Origin of the sequence: Loktanella sp. DJP18, assembly GCF_049310965.1 — a bacterium.
Taxonomy (GTDB): Bacteria; Pseudomonadota; Alphaproteobacteria; order Rhodobacterales; family Rhodobacteraceae; genus Loktanella.
Window position 1 is genome coordinate 1 of sequence record NZ_JBMERN010000021.1, and the last position, 16,295, is coordinate 16,295.

Sequence of the window (16,295 nt, forward strand, 5' to 3'; positions counted from 1 at the left end):
AGCAGATCTACTGTGTCGCCTGCGGGATCGAGACGGCATCGCAGGCCGAACTTGTCGTCGCGCGCGGTGGTTTTGTCGGGCAGGGCAATCATTTCGCGCGCGCCATGCCGGCAGAGGATGCCGTGGACTGGCTGAAGCGGCGCGTGGCAGCGACGGCCTTGCGATCCGCCGGCTAGACGCCGATTGCCCCCCGCGCCGTCCCCCGATATGCAAGGTCAAATTCCAGATCGAGCGGAGCATCCTCATGGCCAGCTATCAATTCGTCTATTTCATGGACGGCGTGTCCAAGACCTATCCCGGCGGCAAGAAGGTCTTCGAAAACATCCGCCTGAACTTTCTCCCCGGGGTCAAGATCGGCGTCGTCGGCGTCAACGGCACCGGCAAGTCGACCCTGATGCGGATCATGGCCGGTCAGGACAAGGAGTTTCAGGGCGAGGCCTGGGCCGCCGAAGGCGCCACCGTCGGCTATCTGCCGCAGGAACCCGAACTCGATCCCAACCTGACGGTGCGCGAGAACGTCATGCTGGGTGTGGCCGACAAGAAGGCGGTGCTGGATCGCTACAACGAAGTCGCGATGAATTACAGCGACGAGACCGCGGACGAGATGGCCCGCCTGCAGGACGAGATCGACGCCCAGAACCTCTGGGACCTCGACGCGCAGATCGACGTCAGCATGGAGGCGCTGCGCTGCCCCCCCGACGACGCCGATGTCACCACCCTGTCGGGCGGCGAAAAACGGCGCGTGGCACTGTGCAAGCTGCTGCTGGAAGCGCCGGACATGCTGCTGCTCGACGAACCGACCAACCACCTCGACGCCGAAACCATCGCATGGCTGCAGCAGCATCTGGTCGACTACAAGGGCACCATCCTGATCGTCACCCACGACCGCTACTTCCTCGACGCGATCACCGGCTGGATTCTCGAACTGGACCGCGGGTCGGGCATCCCGCACGAAGGCAACTACTCCAGCTGGCTGGAGGCCAAGGCCAAGCGGCTCGAGAAGGAAGCGAAAGAGGACAAGTCCAAGCAGCGGACGCTGGAACGCGAACTCGAGTGGATGCGGCAGGGGGCCAAGGCGCGTCAGGCCAAGTCCAAGGCCCGCATCAGCGCCTACAACGACCTTGCGAACCAGTCTGAAAAGGAAAAGCTGGGCCGCGCACAGATCATCATTCCGAACGGCCCGCGTCTGGGGTCCAATGTCATCGAGGTCACGGACCTTAAAAAGGCGATGGGCGACAAGCTACTTGTCGAAGGCCTGTCCTTCGACCTGCCGCCGGGTGGTATCGTCGGCGTGATCGGCCCGAACGGCGCCGGCAAATCCACGCTCTTTTCCATGCTGACAGGACAGACCCAGCCGGACGAAGGGACGGTCGAATACGGCGACACGGTGAAACTGTCCTACGTCGACCAGTCCCGCGACGCCCTGTCACCCGATGCCACCGTCTGGGAAGAGATCACCGGCGGTGCCGAGATCATCGAACTGGGTGACGCTGCCATGAACTCCCGCGCCTACTGCTCGGCCTTCAACTTCAAGGGGGGCGACCAGCAAAAGAAGGTCGGCCTGCTGTCGGGCGGCGAACGCAACCGCGTCCACATGGCCAAGCTGTTGAAATCCGGTGGCAACGTCCTGCTCCTCGACGAGCCGACCAACGACCTTGACGTCGAAACCCTCCGCGCACTGGAAGACGCCCTGACATCCTTTGCGGGCTGCGCCGTGGTCATCAGCCACGACCGATTCTTCCTTGACCGGATCTGCACCCACATACTCGCCTTCGAAGGCGATGCGCACGTCGAATGGTTCCAAGGCAACTTCGAGGACTACGAGGAGGACAAGAAGCGGCGTCTGGGGGCCGACGCAATGGAACCCAAGCGGCTGAAGCACAAGAAATTCGTGCGCTGAACACTTCGATTGCCGCAGTGCACGACGTGCATTGCGGCAAAATTTTGCTCAAATTCAGGCAAACGCCACCCAACCGCACCGTCGTGACCGCGAATGGATCGGATGGGCTTGCGTTTTGCGCAAATTGGCTGTACCAAGTCGGGGCAAACGTTATCCATCTCGACCCACTGTTTTCCTTTCCAGGCTACAGCGCTCGACATTGCACTGACTAAGCCGCGCCACCGCAATCTCGTGGGTGGCAAGACAAAAGGAATAACACGATGGCAACTGGCACCGTGAAATGGTTCAACGCAACCAAGGGCTTCGGCTTCATCGCTCCCGATGGCGGCTCCAAGGACGTTTTCGTCCACATCTCCGCTGTTGAGCGTTCGGGCCTGACCGGTCTGGCCGATAACCAGAAGGTCACCTTCGACATCGAATCCGGCCGTGACGGTCGCGAATCCGCTGTAAATTTGTCGCTGGCATAACGCCGCGAACTGCAAGACCGGGGTGCGCGGTTGCGCGCATCCTCCATCGCCATCGGCGATTATCCACCCCCCTCAAAATTGAAGTTGATTTTACGGCGGTGCCGCTGATAATGGCGTTGCTACGTTACCTCTATCGACGACGGTCCCTGACGGCCCTGTGCCTCGATCAAGCACTGACGAGCCGCCCCGCTGCATCCCGCGAGCGGTCAAGAAGGGAGACATGCCATGGCTACTGGCACCGTGAAATGGTTCAACACCACCAAAGGCTACGGATTCATCGCGCCCGACGGCGGGTCAAAGGACATCTTTGTCCATATTTCGGCTGTCGAACGGTCGGGCCTCACCGGCCTCGCCGACAACCAGAAGGTGAAGTTCGACGTCGAGGCCGGCCGTGACGGGCGCGAATCCGCCGTGAACCTGTCGCTGGCCTAGTCCGGCGACAGGGTTTCGACAAAGTCCAGAACCGCCGGACCCATCGCTGCGACAATCAACTTCACCCCTGCCGCGTTGGGGTGAACGCCATCGTCCTGAAGGTATTTCGGACGATCCACCCCCCGCAGCGCCGCGAACCAGTCCGGATAGACCGGCACATCGTATGTGGCTGCAAGGTCCGCATACATGCCGTTGAACGCATCGGCGTAGTCCGCGCCGTAGTTCGTGCCCGCCTGCAATCCGACCAGCATCGCCGGAACCTCGGCCATCTGCGCCTTTTCCAGAATCCGGTCGAGGTTCGCAGCCGACACCTGCGGGTCCAGCCCGCGCAGATAATCGTTGCCACCCAGGGCCAACAGCATCCCATCGACCTCGGGCGTCAGCGTCCATTCGACGCGGCTCAGCCCGCCGGCGGTCGTATCGCCCGACACGCCCGCATTCAGCAGCGTGACCTCGGCCCCCTGCGCGTCCAGCCAAGCCTGCATCTGCGGCACGAAGCCCGCGTCCTGTTCCAACCCATATCCCGCCGTCAGGCTGTCGCCCAGTGCCGCAACCGTGACCGGTTCCGCAAAGGCCGCCGTGGCAAAAAGGCTCAGGATTAATCCATTGCGCACCCGGCCTGCCGCACCATATGCAAAGCTGAACAATGCAAAGGCCTTACCCATGTCCGATTCCGTCCTCTCGCTGCGCAATGTGGCGTTGACCCTCGACGGAAATGCGGGGCCGGTCGACATTCTCCACGACATCTCGCTGGATGTGGCGGCGGGCGAAACGCTGGGGCTTGCGGGTCCGAGTGGGTCTGGCAAGTCATCTCTCCTGATGCTGATGGGCGGACTGGAACAGGCCACCGCCGGCACGATCACCGCGATGCACGAAGACCTGACCGCGATGAACGAAGACCAGCTTGCCCGTTTTCGCCGTTCACATATGGGGGTGGTCTTCCAGTCTTTCCACCTGATCCCGACAATGACCGCACTGGAAAACGTTGCGACCCCGCTGGAACTGGCGGGGGCCAAGGACGCATTCGACCGCGCGCGCGCAGAGCTGGATGCCGTCGGCCTCGGTAGTCGTGTCGATCACTATCCCAGTCAGATGTCGGGCGGCGAACAGCAGCGTGTCGCACTGGCCCGCGCCTCTGCCCCGCGCCCGCGCCTGTTGTTGGCGGACGAACCCACCGGCAACCTGGACGAGGCGAACGGTGCCGCGATCATCGACCTGCTCTTTGACCTGCGCGACCGGCACGGCGCGACCCTCATCATGGTGACCCACGCTCGTGACCTTGCCGCCCGATGTTCTCGCGTGATCGGCCTGCGCGACGGCCGTCTGGACGCCGCATGAGCCTCGCCCTTGCCGCCACCTTCGCCCGCCGTGAACTTCGCGGCGGCCTGCGCGGCTTCCGCGTGTTCCTCGCCTGCCTCGCCTTGGGCGTCGCCGCCATCGCCGCCGTCGGCACCGTCCGCGCCGGGATAGAAGCGGGGCTGGCCGAACAGGGCAGCGCCCTGCTGGGCGGTGACGCGCAGGCGACCATGACCTACCGCTATGCGACAGAGGATGAGCTGGCGTTCATGCAGGACGTCTCGACCACCCTCTCCGAGACCGTCGATTTCCGCTCGATGGTGCTGGTCGACGACGACCGCGCCCTGACGCAGGTGCGCGCCGTCGACGACCCCTACCCGCTGGTCGGCAACGTCACCCTTGATCCAGCCATGCCGCTGGCCGACGCGCTCGCAGGCAACGGAACCTTGCCCGGCGGCGTGTTGGAGCGTGTCCTTTCCGACCGCCTCGGCCTGCAACCGGGCGACACCTTTCGCATGGGGACGCAGGATTTCGTCTTTTCCGCCGTGCTGGAAGGCTACCCTGACAATGCCGCCGCCGGATTCTCGCTTGGCCCCCGGACGATCGTTCTGACCCAGGACCTGGCCAACGCGGGCCTGCTGTCCGAAGGCACCCTGTTCGACACGGATTACCGCATGCTCTTGCCCCCAGGCACCGACCTGCAGGCATTGGAGGATCGCGCCGATACTCAATTCCGCGATACCGGCCTGCGCTGGCGTGACAGCCGCGAAGGGGCCGGCGGCACGGCCCGCTTCGTCGAGCGCATGGGCGCCTTCCTGATCCTCGTCGGCCTGTCCGGCCTTGCCGTCGGCGGTGTTGGCGTCAGCGCCGCCGTGCGCGCCTATCTCGGCAACAAGACTGGCACCATCGCGATCCTCAAGACCCTCGGGGCCACGCGCGGGACGATCTTCGCGACCTACGCGCTCCAGATCGGCGTGCTGACGTTGCTGGGCGTCGCCATCGGACTGATCCTCGGCGGCGGCATCCCCCTCGCCCTCGCCCCTATGATCGAGGCGCAGTTACCCATCCCGGCCGACTTCGGCGTCTACCCCGCCCCACTGATCGAGGCGGCGATCTACGGCATCCTTGCCGCCGCGATCTTCACCCTCTGGCCGCTGGCCCGGACCGAACAGATTCGCGCCGCGACCTTGTTCCGCGACGCCTTTGCCGGTGGCACCGCCCTGCCCCGTTGGCCCTACCTGCTCATTACCGCGGCGCTGATCGCCCTACTCCTCGGCCTCGCCATCTGGTTCTCCGGCACCGCCTGGCTCACGCTCTGGACGGCCGGCGGCATCGCGGGTGCGCTCTTCATCCTCGTCCTCGCCGCCGCCCTGATCCGCTGGATCGCCCGGCTGACCCGGCGCGCCGCCCGTGGCCGTCCGGCCTTGCGGCTGGCACTTGCCAGCATCGGGGCACGGGGCGGCGAATCGACCTCTGTGGTTCTGTCGCTGGGGCTCGGCCTTGCCGTGCTGGCCGCCATCGGCCAGATCGACGGCAATTTGCGCCGCGCCTTTACCGCAGAGCTTCCCGACCGCGCGCCCAGCTACTTCTTCGTCGATATCCAGCCCGACCAGATCGACGGTTACCGTGAAATTCTGGCCGACAACGCCGCCGTGACCAAGGTCGAAACCGCACCCATGCTGCGTGGCATCACCACCCAGATAAACGACCGCGACGCGCAAGAGGTCGCCGGTGGCCATTGGGTCGTGCGCGGCGATCGCGGCATCACCTATGCCGACAGCCTGCCCGACGGCAGCACGCTCTCGGCCGGCGCATGGTGGCCCGAAGGCTACACCGGCGAACCCCAGATCAGCTTTGCCGCCGAAGAAGCGGCCGAAATCGGCCTGAGCCTTGGCGACACCCTGACCGTCAACGTCCTTGGACGCGACATCACCGGCACGATCACCAGCTTCCGGCAGGTGAACTGGGATTCGGCTGGCCTCGGCTTCGTGTTGACCTTCAACAGCGCCGCCCTTGCCGGTGCGCCGCACAGCTGGATATCAACGGTCTACGCATCAGAAGAGGCGGAGGCGCAGATCCTGCGCGACATCGCCAGCGCCTATCCAAACGTTACAGCGATCCGAATCCGCGACGCCATCGACCGTGTCGCCGTCCTGATCGAAGGCGTCACGGCCGCCACCCGCTACGGCGCGCTGGGGACGCTCATCACCGGCTTTCTCGTGTTGATCGGGGCCGCCGCCGCAGGCGAACGTGCCCGCACCTTCGAGGCGGCCGTGCTGAAGACCCTCGGGGCCACCCGTGGCCTGATCATCGCCAGCTTCGCCTTGCGCGCGGCCCTTCTGGGGCTGGCGGCAGGTGTCGTGGCGCTGACGGCGGGCATCCTCGGCGGCTGGGCGGTGCAGACCTACATCATGGAAAACGAATTCCGGATCATCTGGTCGAACGCGCTCTGGATCGTCGGTGGCGGCATCCTCGTGTCGCTGCTCGCGGGCCTCGCTTTTGCGATCAGGCCCTTGCAGGCCGCCCCGGCACAGGTCCTGCGCGCGCGCGACTAACGGTGAGCCCGCATGGAAACGGCGCAGGAGGACCCCCTGCGCCGCCTCGCCATCCCGGACCCTGCCTTAAAGCGCGGGCTTCGTCTGCAACAGCGGCATGACCTGTGCCATCTCGGGGCCCTTGGCTTGCCCGGTCACGGCCAGCCGCAGCGGCATGAACAGCGCCTTGCCCTTGCGGCCCGTCGCATCCTTCACCGCCCCGGTCCAGTCACCCCAGGTCGCATCCGTGTAGGGCGGCTGCCCCAGCAGATCGAACGCCTGCGCCACAAAGTCCCGGTCCTCGTCCGCAACCACCGCCTGTCCGCCATCGCGGAACAACGCCCACCAGGGGGCCACGTCGTCCAGCTTGGCGATGTTCTCCTTCACGACGTCCCAGAACGCCGGTTGCAGGTCACCGGGCACGCCCGCATCGTCCAATGTCGGCTTTACCGCTGTGGCGTCCAGCCGCGCAAAGTGTCGCGCGGTCAGCGGCCACAGATCCTCGAAATCGAACTTCGTCGGAGCCGACCCGAAGGTGCCGACGTCGAAACCGGCGACAACCTCATCGATTCCGTCGACCAGAACCACGGGCTGCGACGATCCCAGTCGCGCCATCAGGGACAGCACCGCCTCTGCGGCAATCCCCTGCGCGCGCAGATCGCGCAGCGCCAGCGTGCCAAGGCGCTTGGAAAGTGCCTCGCCCTGCGGACCGGTCAACAGCGAATGGTGCGCGAAACGCGGCACGGTGCCGCCCAGCGCGCGCATGATCTGGATCTGCGTCGCGGTGTTCGTCACATGGTCCGAACCCCGCACGATGTCGGTGATCTTCATGTCGACGTCATCGACGGGCGACGCGAAGGTATACAGGATTTGACCGCTCTCCTTGATCAGCACCGGATCGCTGACCGACGCGCAGTCGATGCTGATCGGTCCCATGATCCCGTCGTCCCACTCCACCCGCTCCAGATCGAGCTTGAAGCGCCAGTGTCCCTGACGCCCCTCGTCGCGGTAAGCCTGCTTCTGGTCTTCCGTCAGCGACAGCGCCGCACGGTCATAGACCGGCGGCTTGCCCATGTTCAGCTGCTTCTTGCGTTTCAGGTCCAGTTCCACCGGCGTCTCGAAACACTCGTAGATGCGCCCCGCGTCCAGCAACTGCTGCCGCGCTTCGTCGTATCGGGTCAGCCGGTCGGACTGCTTTTGCAGATCGTCCCACCGGATGCCCAGCCAGGTCAGCACGTCCTTGATGCCCTGCTCGTACTCGGGCTTCGACCGCTCCTGATCCGTGTCGTCGATCCGCAGGATGAACGTCCCGCCGTTCTGGCGCGCGATGGCATAGTTGAACAGGGCGGCGCGCAGGTTGCCGATGTGCATCCAGCCGGTCGGCGATGGGGCGAAGCGGGTGATCGTGGTCATGGGCGGCGTCCTTGTATCTTTGCGCCTCGTCTGTCACGCCGCCTGTCGTTTGTCCAGTTTCGGCGCTTGCGGCGCGGGCAGGCGCCAGACGCTGGCCGCAAGGATCAGGAAGGACGCCGTCGAGAACCACAGCGCCATCCGCAACGCATCAGAATAGACCGGCACCGTGTCACCGCCCGCCGCCAGACCATGTCCGACATGCGCAAAGAACAACTGTCCCATCACCGCCAGCCCCAGTGCCCCGCCCAATTGCTGGAACGACTGCAACGCGCCGGATGCCGACCCGGTGTCGCTGTCCTTGATCTGCCCCAGCACCGTGTTGAAAAGCGGCGAAATCGCGGTCCCCAGACCAAATCCCCCGATGAACAGCGGCAGCATGAAAGCGCTGCGGCTGATCTCTCCCGCCGCCTGCGGCGTCACGAATGGCAGGGCGATCATGCAGGCCGCCAGCAGCAGGCCACCCACGCTGATACGCGGTCGCAGGAAACGGTTCCCCATCCGCCCGGCCGCCAGCGAGGCGACCAGCACGCCGACCGAAAACGGGATCGTCGTCAGCCCCGATTGCAGCGGCGTCAGCCCGTTGCCGATCTGCAGCAGGATCGCCAGCACCAGAAAGAAACCTGGTATCCCCGCGAACAGCAGCATCACGATGCCCGTGCCGACCATGAAGTTGCGGTTGCGAAACAGCGCCACCGGTAGCAGTTGCGCGCGCCCGACCTCGGCCCGGTGCCGTTGCCAGCGGATGAAGACCCAGAGCATCGGCAGGGCGCTGGCCATAATCACCCAGATCCACAGGGGCCAGCCGATCTGACGCCCCTCGATCAGCGGGAACATGACCAGCAAGGTGGTGGCGGCGGCCAGTGCGATGCCCACGCCGTCGATCTCCAGCCCCTTGTTGCCCGGCAGGTTCGGCACGTAGCGCAGCGCGCCCAGCACCGCGATGATGCCGACCGGAATGTTCACCAGAAAGATCGGCCGCCAGTCCAGCCCCCACAGGTCCGCCCCGATCAGAATGCCGCCCAGCACCGGACCGGTGACGCTTGCCAGTCCCGCCGACAGGCCGAACAGGGCAAAGGCCAGACCGCGTTCCTTGGGCGCGAACAACGCCGGCACGATGGCCAGCGTCTGCGGCGTCATCATGGCCCCGCCGATGCCCTGCACGACGCGGGCACCGACAAGGCCCCATATCGATGGAGCCAGTCCGCACAGCGCCGACCCGAAGGTAAAGACGCAGACCCCTGCAATGAACATGCGCCGCCGCCCGACGACGTCGCCCAGCCGCCCCATCGGCAGCAACAGCAAGGCGAAGGTCAGGATATAGATCGCGACCACCCATTCGATCTGGCTGTCGGTCGCGTCAAAGGCGTCCTGCAGCGACGGGATCGCCACATTTACAATGGTCACGTCGATCAGGTTCATGAACCCGGCGACCAGCAAGGCCGCCATCGCGATCCAGCGGCCCGTCAGCGGGGCATCATCATTCGTGCGGTTCATGCGGGGGAAGGTTCCTGTTCAGTGACAGGGTCCATCTAGCAGGAAGCTGGATCAAGTCACGCGCGGCGTCATCGAAATCGGCCACTGCATTTCAAGATCGCGCAGTCCCGCCCGGATCAGCTCTGCCAGAACCTCCGGATCGATAACCGACAGCCGGGTCACGTAAAGGCAGGATTTGCCCTTTTTCCATTTGCCCAGCCGGTCGAGGATCGGTTCGAAGTTCGCATAGCCCGGCATGATGTAGATGACCTGATGCGCCTTGCGCGGGCTGAATCCGGTGGCCAGCCAGCGCCCGCCAGTCCCGGTCGCATAGGTATAGTCATAGTGACCGTAGCCCAGGATAGAACCGCCCCACAACTGTGGACTGGCACCCGTGACCGTCTGGAACAGCCGATCCAGCGCGACGGCATCCGCCTGCCGTCCGGGATGCGGGATGGCTGACAGGAACCGCTGGACGGCCTGCGGGTCTGGATCTGGCACGGTCTTGACCATGACCCGATCCTAGCGCGCGGCAAACCCTCGGTCACGCAAAAGACCCGGCTCCCCTATCAAGGGAACCGGGCCGGCTCAAATGCACTGCTTGAAATTCTGCTTAGGCCTAACGGACGATGCGGATGATCGTGCCGGTCTCGGCATCAACCAGCACCGGCAGGCCGTTGATGTTGAGGTAACGCAGTTCAGGCTGCGGCACTTCATAGGTCGTGATCTCGGCGGGGATCGACGCGCCGACGACGACTTCACCGTCCAGATAGACCGTCTCGACCGGGTTCGCTGTGACGAAGCTGATCGTGTCCTCCGTAGGCTCGACCGCAGCCGCGCCGACGGCGGTGCCCGCAATGCCGCTTGCCACGATGGCACCGACCGGACCGCCCAGCGCAAAAGCCGTCAGCGCCCCGACCGTGCCGGTGGCGAGCGCCGCGCCGTTCTGGTCAGCCTGCGACGTGCCCTCTTCGGTCTGCTCGATCACGATGATCTCCTCGGCGTTGCCGGCCATGTCGATCAGCGGCACCGCATTTGCGTCGTCCTCGACATAAAGGTACTGACCCGAGGCCCAGCCCATCGTTTCGCCCGACGAGATCTTGCACCAGGTCACGGATTCGAGGCAGCCCTCGATGCTGACCTCCTGATTGGTTTCCAGAACGCCCGTGATCTCTGCGGTGGACGATGGTGCAGCGCGAACGGACAGTTCCGTTCCCGCCTTGGCGGACGTCATCTGCGCTGCGGCAGGCAATGCAGCCGCCATTGCAAAGGCCGAGACGAGGGTCAAAGTTGCACGTTTCATAAACACTACCTTACGCGGGTCCACCACGCCGACAACCGGCGTCGCTAGCAAGACCTGCGATCTGTAGGAGGAATGCCGGGCCGACCCTGTGCGTTCCGGTCCCTAAAGCGTCTTCGGCGAAAATCCGCTTACTGCGACAACAAGAAGCGGCGGGTTTCGCAAGCGTTTGATTTCAAGTATTTTCACGCAGATTCGGTGACGCAGCGTGTCCATAAATACCGCCTAATAATGCACAGATGAAGCCCCAGCGGAAAAGCCTGCAAGGCTCCTCAAGTCGGGTCGCGCCAACAATTCACGATAGGATAGCGGCGGTCGAGCCAGAAGGCGCGTGGTGACAGCCGCGTGCCGGGCGCCGACTGGAACCGTTTGTATTCGCTGATATAGATCAGATTCTCGACCTTCTTGACCGTCTCGCGCGCATAGCCTGCCGCAACGCAGTCGGCCACGCTCGACTCTTCATCCACCAGCATCGTCAGGATGCCATCGAGGATGTCGTAGGGCGGCAGGCTGTCGTCGTCGCGTTGATCGGGCCGCAGCTCGGCACTGGGCGGCTTGTCGATGATCGCCACGGGAATCATCTCGCCCACCGGTGCCTTCATCCAGGGGCGATGATGGGCGTTGCGCCAGCGGCAGATGTCAAAGACGCGAGTCTTGTAGAGGTCTTTGATCGGGTTGTAGCCGCCCGCCATGTCGCCATAGATCGTGGCATAGCCGACCGCGACCTCGGACTTGTTGCCGGTGGTCAGCAGCATTTCACCGAACTTGTTCGACTGCGCCATCAACAGCAGGCCGCGCATCCGGCTCTGGATGTTCTCCTCGGTCAGGTCGGGCGCATGACCCGCGAACAGTCCCGCCAGGGCATCCCCCACCGCATCGACCGGCCCCGCGATCGGCACCGTGTCAAAACCGCAGCCCAGCGCATCCACGACCTTCTGCGCGTCGTCCAGGGACGCCCGAGAGGTATACTTGCTCGGCAGCATGACGCAGCGCACGTTGTCGGGCCCCAGTGCGTCGGCGGCAATCACCGCCACGATGGCACTATCGATGCCGCCCGACAGGCCCAGCAACACCCGTTCGAACCCCGTCTTGCGACAGTAGTCGCGCAGCGTTTCGACCATCGCCCGGTAGTCCTGTTCCAGACTGCTCGGATGCGTAGCGAACGCATCCTCCTCGGCCACCCAAAGGCCGTCCTCCCGCACCAGATCGACGTGGCCGACGCATTCCTCCATGAACGGCATCTGCATCGCCAGCTTGCCGTGCCGGTTCAGCACGAAGGACCCGCCGTCGAACATCTGGTCGTCCTGCCCGCCGACCATGTTCACGTAGATCAGGGGCACGTCGTTCTCGACCACCCGTGCCACCATGTTGTTCATGCGGATCGCGAACTTGTCGCGGAAATAGGGGCTGCCATTGGGCACCAGCAGCACCTCTGCACCGCTCTCGACCTGCGCCTCGGCGACGTCGGGATACCAGGCATCCTCGCAGATCGGGGTCCCGATGCGCGGGCCGGTTGTCGCGAAGGGCCCCTGGACCTCGCCACGACTGAACAGCCGGACCTCGTCGAAGACGTTGTAGTTGGGCAGGAAATGCTTGTCTGCCCGCCCCGCGATGCGACCAGCCTTCAGCACGTAATAACTGTTGTGCAGCTTGACGCCTTCCAATCCCGGCCCGCCGATCGTCAGAACCGGGCCGTCGGCACAGTTCAGCGCCAGCGCCTCGATCGCGGCCACCGCCTCCAGGATGAAACCGCGCCTGCGGATCAGGTCCTGCGTCTGGTATCCGGTGATGAACATTTCGGGCAGGGCCACCATCTGCGCCCCCGCATCACGCCCCTGCCGCCACGCCTCCAGCGCCTTGGCGGCGTTGCCCGACAGGTCGCCGACGGTCGGGTTCAGCTGCGCCAACGTGATGCGGTAACGGTCTGTCATGGGCCACCTCTCCGGTTTGTGACGCAAATAGCAGATATCCGACCAAGGGAAACCCGCCGTCCGCCGCCTTGCCCCGTTGTCACAGGTGCCGCCTTTCTTTACCAATCCCCGAGAGGCAAAGAGGGGACCCCCATGACGCGGCTCATCACGGCGGCATTTCTGGCATTCGCCCTTTCGGGGGCAGCCGCGGCACAGACCGTGGAGACGAAGCAGTACGACGACGGCGGCGTCTACGAGGGCGCCTTCCTGAACGGCAAGCAACATGGCGAGGGGACATATACCCTGCCCAACGGCTATAGCTACACCGGCAACTGGGTGCAGGGAGAGATCAGCGGCACCGGCACCGCGACCTTCCCCAACGGGTCGATTTACGAAGGCACCTTTGCCGCCGGCAAGCCCGACGGCACCGGCAAGATCATCTTCGCCGACGGCGGCACCTATGAAGGCGACTGGCTCGCCGGCGACATCACCGGACGCGGCATCGCCCGCTATGCCAACGGGGTCGTCTACGAAGGCGAATTCCGCAACGCGATGCACCACGGCACCGGCACCATGCGCAGCCCCGACGGCTATGAATACGCCGGCCCCTGGATCAACGGCGTGAAGGAAGGCACCGGGCGCGTGACCTATCCGGACGGTGCCGTCTACGAAGGCGAGCTGAAAGCCGGAGAGCGCGACGGCACCGGCAAGCTGACCATGACGGACGGGCTGATCTACGATGGCACCTGGGTCGATGGCCAGATCCAGGGCGCGGGAACCCTCACGCAGTCCAACGGCGACGTGTACGAAGGCGACCTCGTCGCCGGCAAGCGCGACGGCACCGGCCGGGTCACCTATGCCAACGGCGACGTCTACGAGGGTGGCTTTTCCAACGACCGCCGCACCGGCACCGGCACTTTCACCGGCACGGACGGCTACCGCTACACCGGCGACTGGAAGGACGGCCAGATCGACGGCAAGGGTGAAGTCACCTATCCGGACGGCGCGGTCTATACCGGCGACTTCACCGCCGATCTCGCGAACGGGACGGGCAAGATCGTCTATGCCGATGGTTCCACCTACGAAGGCCAGTGGACCAACGGCGTCATCGACGGGCGCGGCAAGGCGACCTACGCCAATGGTCTCGTCTATGAAGGCGACTTCGTGAATGCAAAGAACGAAGGCGAAGGCACGATGACCTATCCCGACGGCTATACCTATGCCGGTGGCTGGGCCGACGGGCAGCGCAACGGCACGGGCAAGGCGACCTACGCCGATGGCACCGTCTACGAAGGCGAGTTTCTGAACGGCCAGCGCCACGGCACCGGTACCATCACCCTGCCCGACGGTTTCACCTATGCGGGCGAGTGGCGGGATGGAGAGATCAGCGGCACCGGTGTCGCGACCTACGCCAACGGCGACGTCTACGAAGGCTCCTTCGTTCGTGGCCGCCGCGAAGGCCCCGGCACCATGCGCTATGCCAGCGGTGAACAATCCGCCGGCGAATGGGCCGACGGCGCGCTGCTGACCCCGGCAGAGGTCGCACCCGACGCGACTGACGCAGCCCCGACGCCCGCCGCACCCGCGAATTCCGACGCCCCGCCCGAAACCGACAGCACCCCCGCAGAACCCGCGCCTGCCGACTGACGCAACGTCAGGCGCTGCCGCGCAACCGACCCTTCAAGGCCAGAAGGTCGGCCCAGGCCTCGCGCTTGGCGGCGGGCCGGCCCAGCAGATGTTCGGGTGCGAACATCGGCAACGCCGGGCGGCCCAGCACCTCGGCCCACTGCCCGCGCAGCCGGGTGATCCCGGCACGGCCCAGCAGGGCCTGACACGGCGCATTGCCCATCAGCACCACGACGTCCGGCTGAACCAGCGCGATATGCCGTTCCAGGAACGGCAGCATCATCGCCAGATCCTCCGCCTGCGGCATCCCGGCGCCCGCCGTGCGCCAAGGCAGGACATGCAGCACATAGGCGGCGCGGTCGGCCTGCATCGCTGTCCGGTCCAGTCCGATCGCCGCCAGCATCCGGTCCAGCAACGCCCCCTGCGCACCGACGAACGGCTTGCCCGCCTGATCCTCCGCCCGCCCCGGCGCCTCGCCGACAAACATCACCCGCGCGGCCGGATCGCCTTGCGCCCAGACGAAAGTCCGCGCACCCCGCTTCAGGTTACACAGGCTGAACCCCTCCTGCGCCCTGTGCAGCGCCGCCAGATCGCCCGCCGCCTCCGCGGCCTCTCGCGCCAGTGCCGGCGCATCGAAACTCTCCGGGGCCGGGATCGGTGGCGGGGGCGGTCTTCGTCCTTCGACCACCGGGGCCACGGGCTTCGCCACGACCGTCTCCAACGCATAGCGGTCGACCGGCACATCGCCGATCGCCTCGTCCGCGCCTAGCGCCACCTGCCAGTCCAGCAAGGCCACAGTCGCCCAATATGTCTCGTGCGATTCCATCGCCACGACCCTACCCCACCGCATCGCGGAACGCAGTCCCCTTCTTCTCGTCGAAAATATCTCGGGGGGACGGCGCAGCCGGGGGGGCTGGCCCCCCTGCCACGCCCGTCCTATAAAACCCCATCAGTATCGGAGAACCCATGTCCTTCCGCGCCCGCCACCTGCTCGGCATCGAACATCTCGCCCCGGACGAGATCACGACACTTCTCGACCTCGCCGACCGCTACGCCACCGACAACCGCGCGGGCAAGACGCATCGCGACGTGCTGGCCGGCATGACGCAGATCAACATGTTCTTCGAAAACTCGACCCGCACCCAGGCCAGCTTCGAGCTGGCGGGCAAGAAGCTCGGCGCAGACGTGATGAACATGGCGATGCAGTCCAGCAGCGTGAAGAAGGGCGAGACGCTGATCGACACGGCCCTCACGCTCAATGCCATGCACCCCGACCTGCTGGTCGTGCGGCATCCGTCGTCCGGTGCGGTCGATCTGCTGGCGCAAAAGGTGAACGGCGCGGTGTTGAACGCCGGTGACGGCAGCCACGAACACCCGACGCAGGCCTTGCTCGACGGCCTGACGATCCGCCGCGCGAAGGGGCGGCTGCACCGCCTGTCCGTCGCGATCTGCGGCGACATTGCCCATTCCCGCGTCGCGCGGTCCAACATCATGCTGCTGGGCAAGATGGAAAACCGCATCCGCCTGATCGGCCCGCCGACCCTGATGCCCGCGGGCATCGCCGACTTCGGCGTCGAGGTCTTCGAGGACATGAAAGAGGGCCTCGCCGACGTCGATGTCGTGATGATGCTGCGCCTGCAAAAGGAACGCATGGACGGCGGTTTCATCCCGTCGGAACGCGAATATTTTCACCGGTTCGGCCTCGACGCCGAAAAGCTGGCCTGCGCCAAGCCTGACGCCATCGTCATGCACCCCGGTCCGATGAACCGCGGGGTCGAGATCGACGGCACCATCGCCGACGACATCAACCGCTCCGTGATCCAGACTCAGGTCGAGATGGGCGTCGCCGTCCGCATGGCCGCGATGGACCTTCTGGCGCAGAACCTGCGCAGGGCCCGCGCGGAGGTCGCGGCCTGATCCCCGGCCCGGTGCCGCCGCCCTCCC

Annotated in this window: 14 protein-coding genes; 7 read left to right on the plus strand and 7 right to left on the minus strand. The window is 65.2% G+C overall.

All coding sequences use genetic code 11. From position 1 onward, the window contains the following. Positions 1–244 precede the first annotated feature (244 nt). From ettA to ACOI1H_RS08425, 3 genes are all read left to right on the plus strand, one after another. On the plus strand, positions 245–1,900 hold the full coding sequence (gene ettA / locus ACOI1H_RS08415; protein ID WP_422436616.1) for an energy-dependent translational throttle protein EttA: 1,656 nt from the start codon (positions 245–247) through the stop codon (positions 1,898–1,900). Positions 1,901–2,160: 260 nt separating this feature from the next. After that, positions 2,161–2,367 (plus strand): cold-shock protein, encoded by a 207-nt coding sequence (locus tag ACOI1H_RS08420; protein WP_072856590.1) that lies wholly within the window; start codon positions 2,161–2,163, stop codon positions 2,365–2,367. Between the two features lie 225 nt (positions 2,368–2,592). Then, entirely contained in the window at positions 2,593–2,799 is a 207-nt protein-coding gene (locus ACOI1H_RS08425) for a cold-shock protein (protein ID WP_422436618.1), read from the plus strand. Here the strand turns inward: ACOI1H_RS08425 and ACOI1H_RS08430 are convergent. Next, complete coding sequence (locus ACOI1H_RS08430; RefSeq protein ID WP_422436619.1) at positions 2,796–3,464, minus strand: arylesterase; 669 nt, start codon at positions 3,462–3,464, stop codon at positions 2,796–2,798. The genes ACOI1H_RS08425 and ACOI1H_RS08430 overlap by 4 nt on opposite strands. On the opposite strand from ACOI1H_RS08430, the gene ACOI1H_RS08435 reads away from it, so the two are divergent. Then, positions 3,463–4,137: an ABC transporter ATP-binding protein gene (locus ACOI1H_RS08435; protein ID WP_422436621.1), complete on the plus strand. Its 675-nt coding sequence runs from the start codon at positions 3,463–3,465 to the stop codon at positions 4,135–4,137. The two genes, ACOI1H_RS08430 and ACOI1H_RS08435, sit on opposite strands and share 2 nt — an antisense overlap. Continuing rightward, complete coding sequence (locus ACOI1H_RS08440; RefSeq protein ID WP_422436622.1) at positions 4,134–6,650, plus strand: ABC transporter permease; 2,517 nt, start codon at positions 4,134–4,136, stop codon at positions 6,648–6,650. Before ACOI1H_RS08435 ends, ACOI1H_RS08440 begins: the two co-directional genes overlap by 4 nt. A gap of 66 nt (positions 6,651–6,716) precedes the next feature. Here the strand turns inward: ACOI1H_RS08440 and gltX are convergent, their stop codons facing one another. The 5 genes from gltX to ACOI1H_RS08465 form a co-directional block, all read right to left on the minus strand. Further along, positions 6,717–8,042, minus strand: a complete 1,326-nt coding sequence (gene gltX, locus ACOI1H_RS08445) for a glutamate--tRNA ligase (protein ID WP_422436624.1) — start codon at positions 8,040–8,042, stop codon at positions 6,717–6,719. 33 nt (positions 8,043–8,075) lie between these two features. Further along, the gene (locus ACOI1H_RS08450) at positions 8,076–9,536 is read right to left on the minus strand and encodes an MFS transporter (RefSeq protein WP_422436626.1); all 1,461 of its coding nucleotides are present in this window, start codon (positions 9,534–9,536) and stop codon (positions 8,076–8,078) included. 51 nt (positions 9,537–9,587) lie between these two features. Then, positions 9,588–10,028, minus strand: a complete 441-nt coding sequence (locus tag ACOI1H_RS08455) for a DUF1801 domain-containing protein (protein ID WP_422436627.1) — start codon at positions 10,026–10,028, stop codon at positions 9,588–9,590. A 106-nt stretch (positions 10,029–10,134) separates the two neighbouring features. Further along, positions 10,135–10,818 (minus strand): DUF1236 domain-containing protein, encoded by a 684-nt coding sequence (locus ACOI1H_RS08460; RefSeq protein ID WP_422436628.1) that lies wholly within the window; start codon positions 10,816–10,818, stop codon positions 10,135–10,137. A gap of 269 nt (positions 10,819–11,087) precedes the next feature. Beyond that, a complete protein-coding gene (locus tag ACOI1H_RS08465; RefSeq protein ID WP_422436630.1) occupies positions 11,088–12,746 on the minus strand; it encodes an NAD+ synthase in 1,659 nt (552 codons plus the stop codon). Positions 12,747–12,878: 132 nt separating this feature from the next. On the opposite strand from ACOI1H_RS08465, the gene ACOI1H_RS08470 reads away from it, so the two are divergent. Then, complete coding sequence (locus ACOI1H_RS08470) at positions 12,879–14,372, plus strand: MORN repeat-containing protein (protein ID WP_422436631.1); 1,494 nt, start codon at positions 12,879–12,881, stop codon at positions 14,370–14,372. A gap of 7 nt (positions 14,373–14,379) precedes the next feature. Here ACOI1H_RS08470 and ACOI1H_RS08475 read toward each other — a convergent pair whose 3' ends face one another. Then, positions 14,380–15,177 (minus strand): uracil-DNA glycosylase, encoded by a 798-nt coding sequence (locus ACOI1H_RS08475; RefSeq protein WP_422436632.1) that lies wholly within the window; start codon positions 15,175–15,177, stop codon positions 14,380–14,382. 140 nt (positions 15,178–15,317) lie between these two features. Here ACOI1H_RS08475 and ACOI1H_RS08480 point away from each other — a divergent pair, with 140 nt between their 5' ends. Further along, complete coding sequence (locus ACOI1H_RS08480) at positions 15,318–16,268, plus strand: aspartate carbamoyltransferase catalytic subunit (protein ID WP_422436634.1); 951 nt, start codon at positions 15,318–15,320, stop codon at positions 16,266–16,268. Positions 16,269–16,295: the final 27 nt, after the last annotated feature.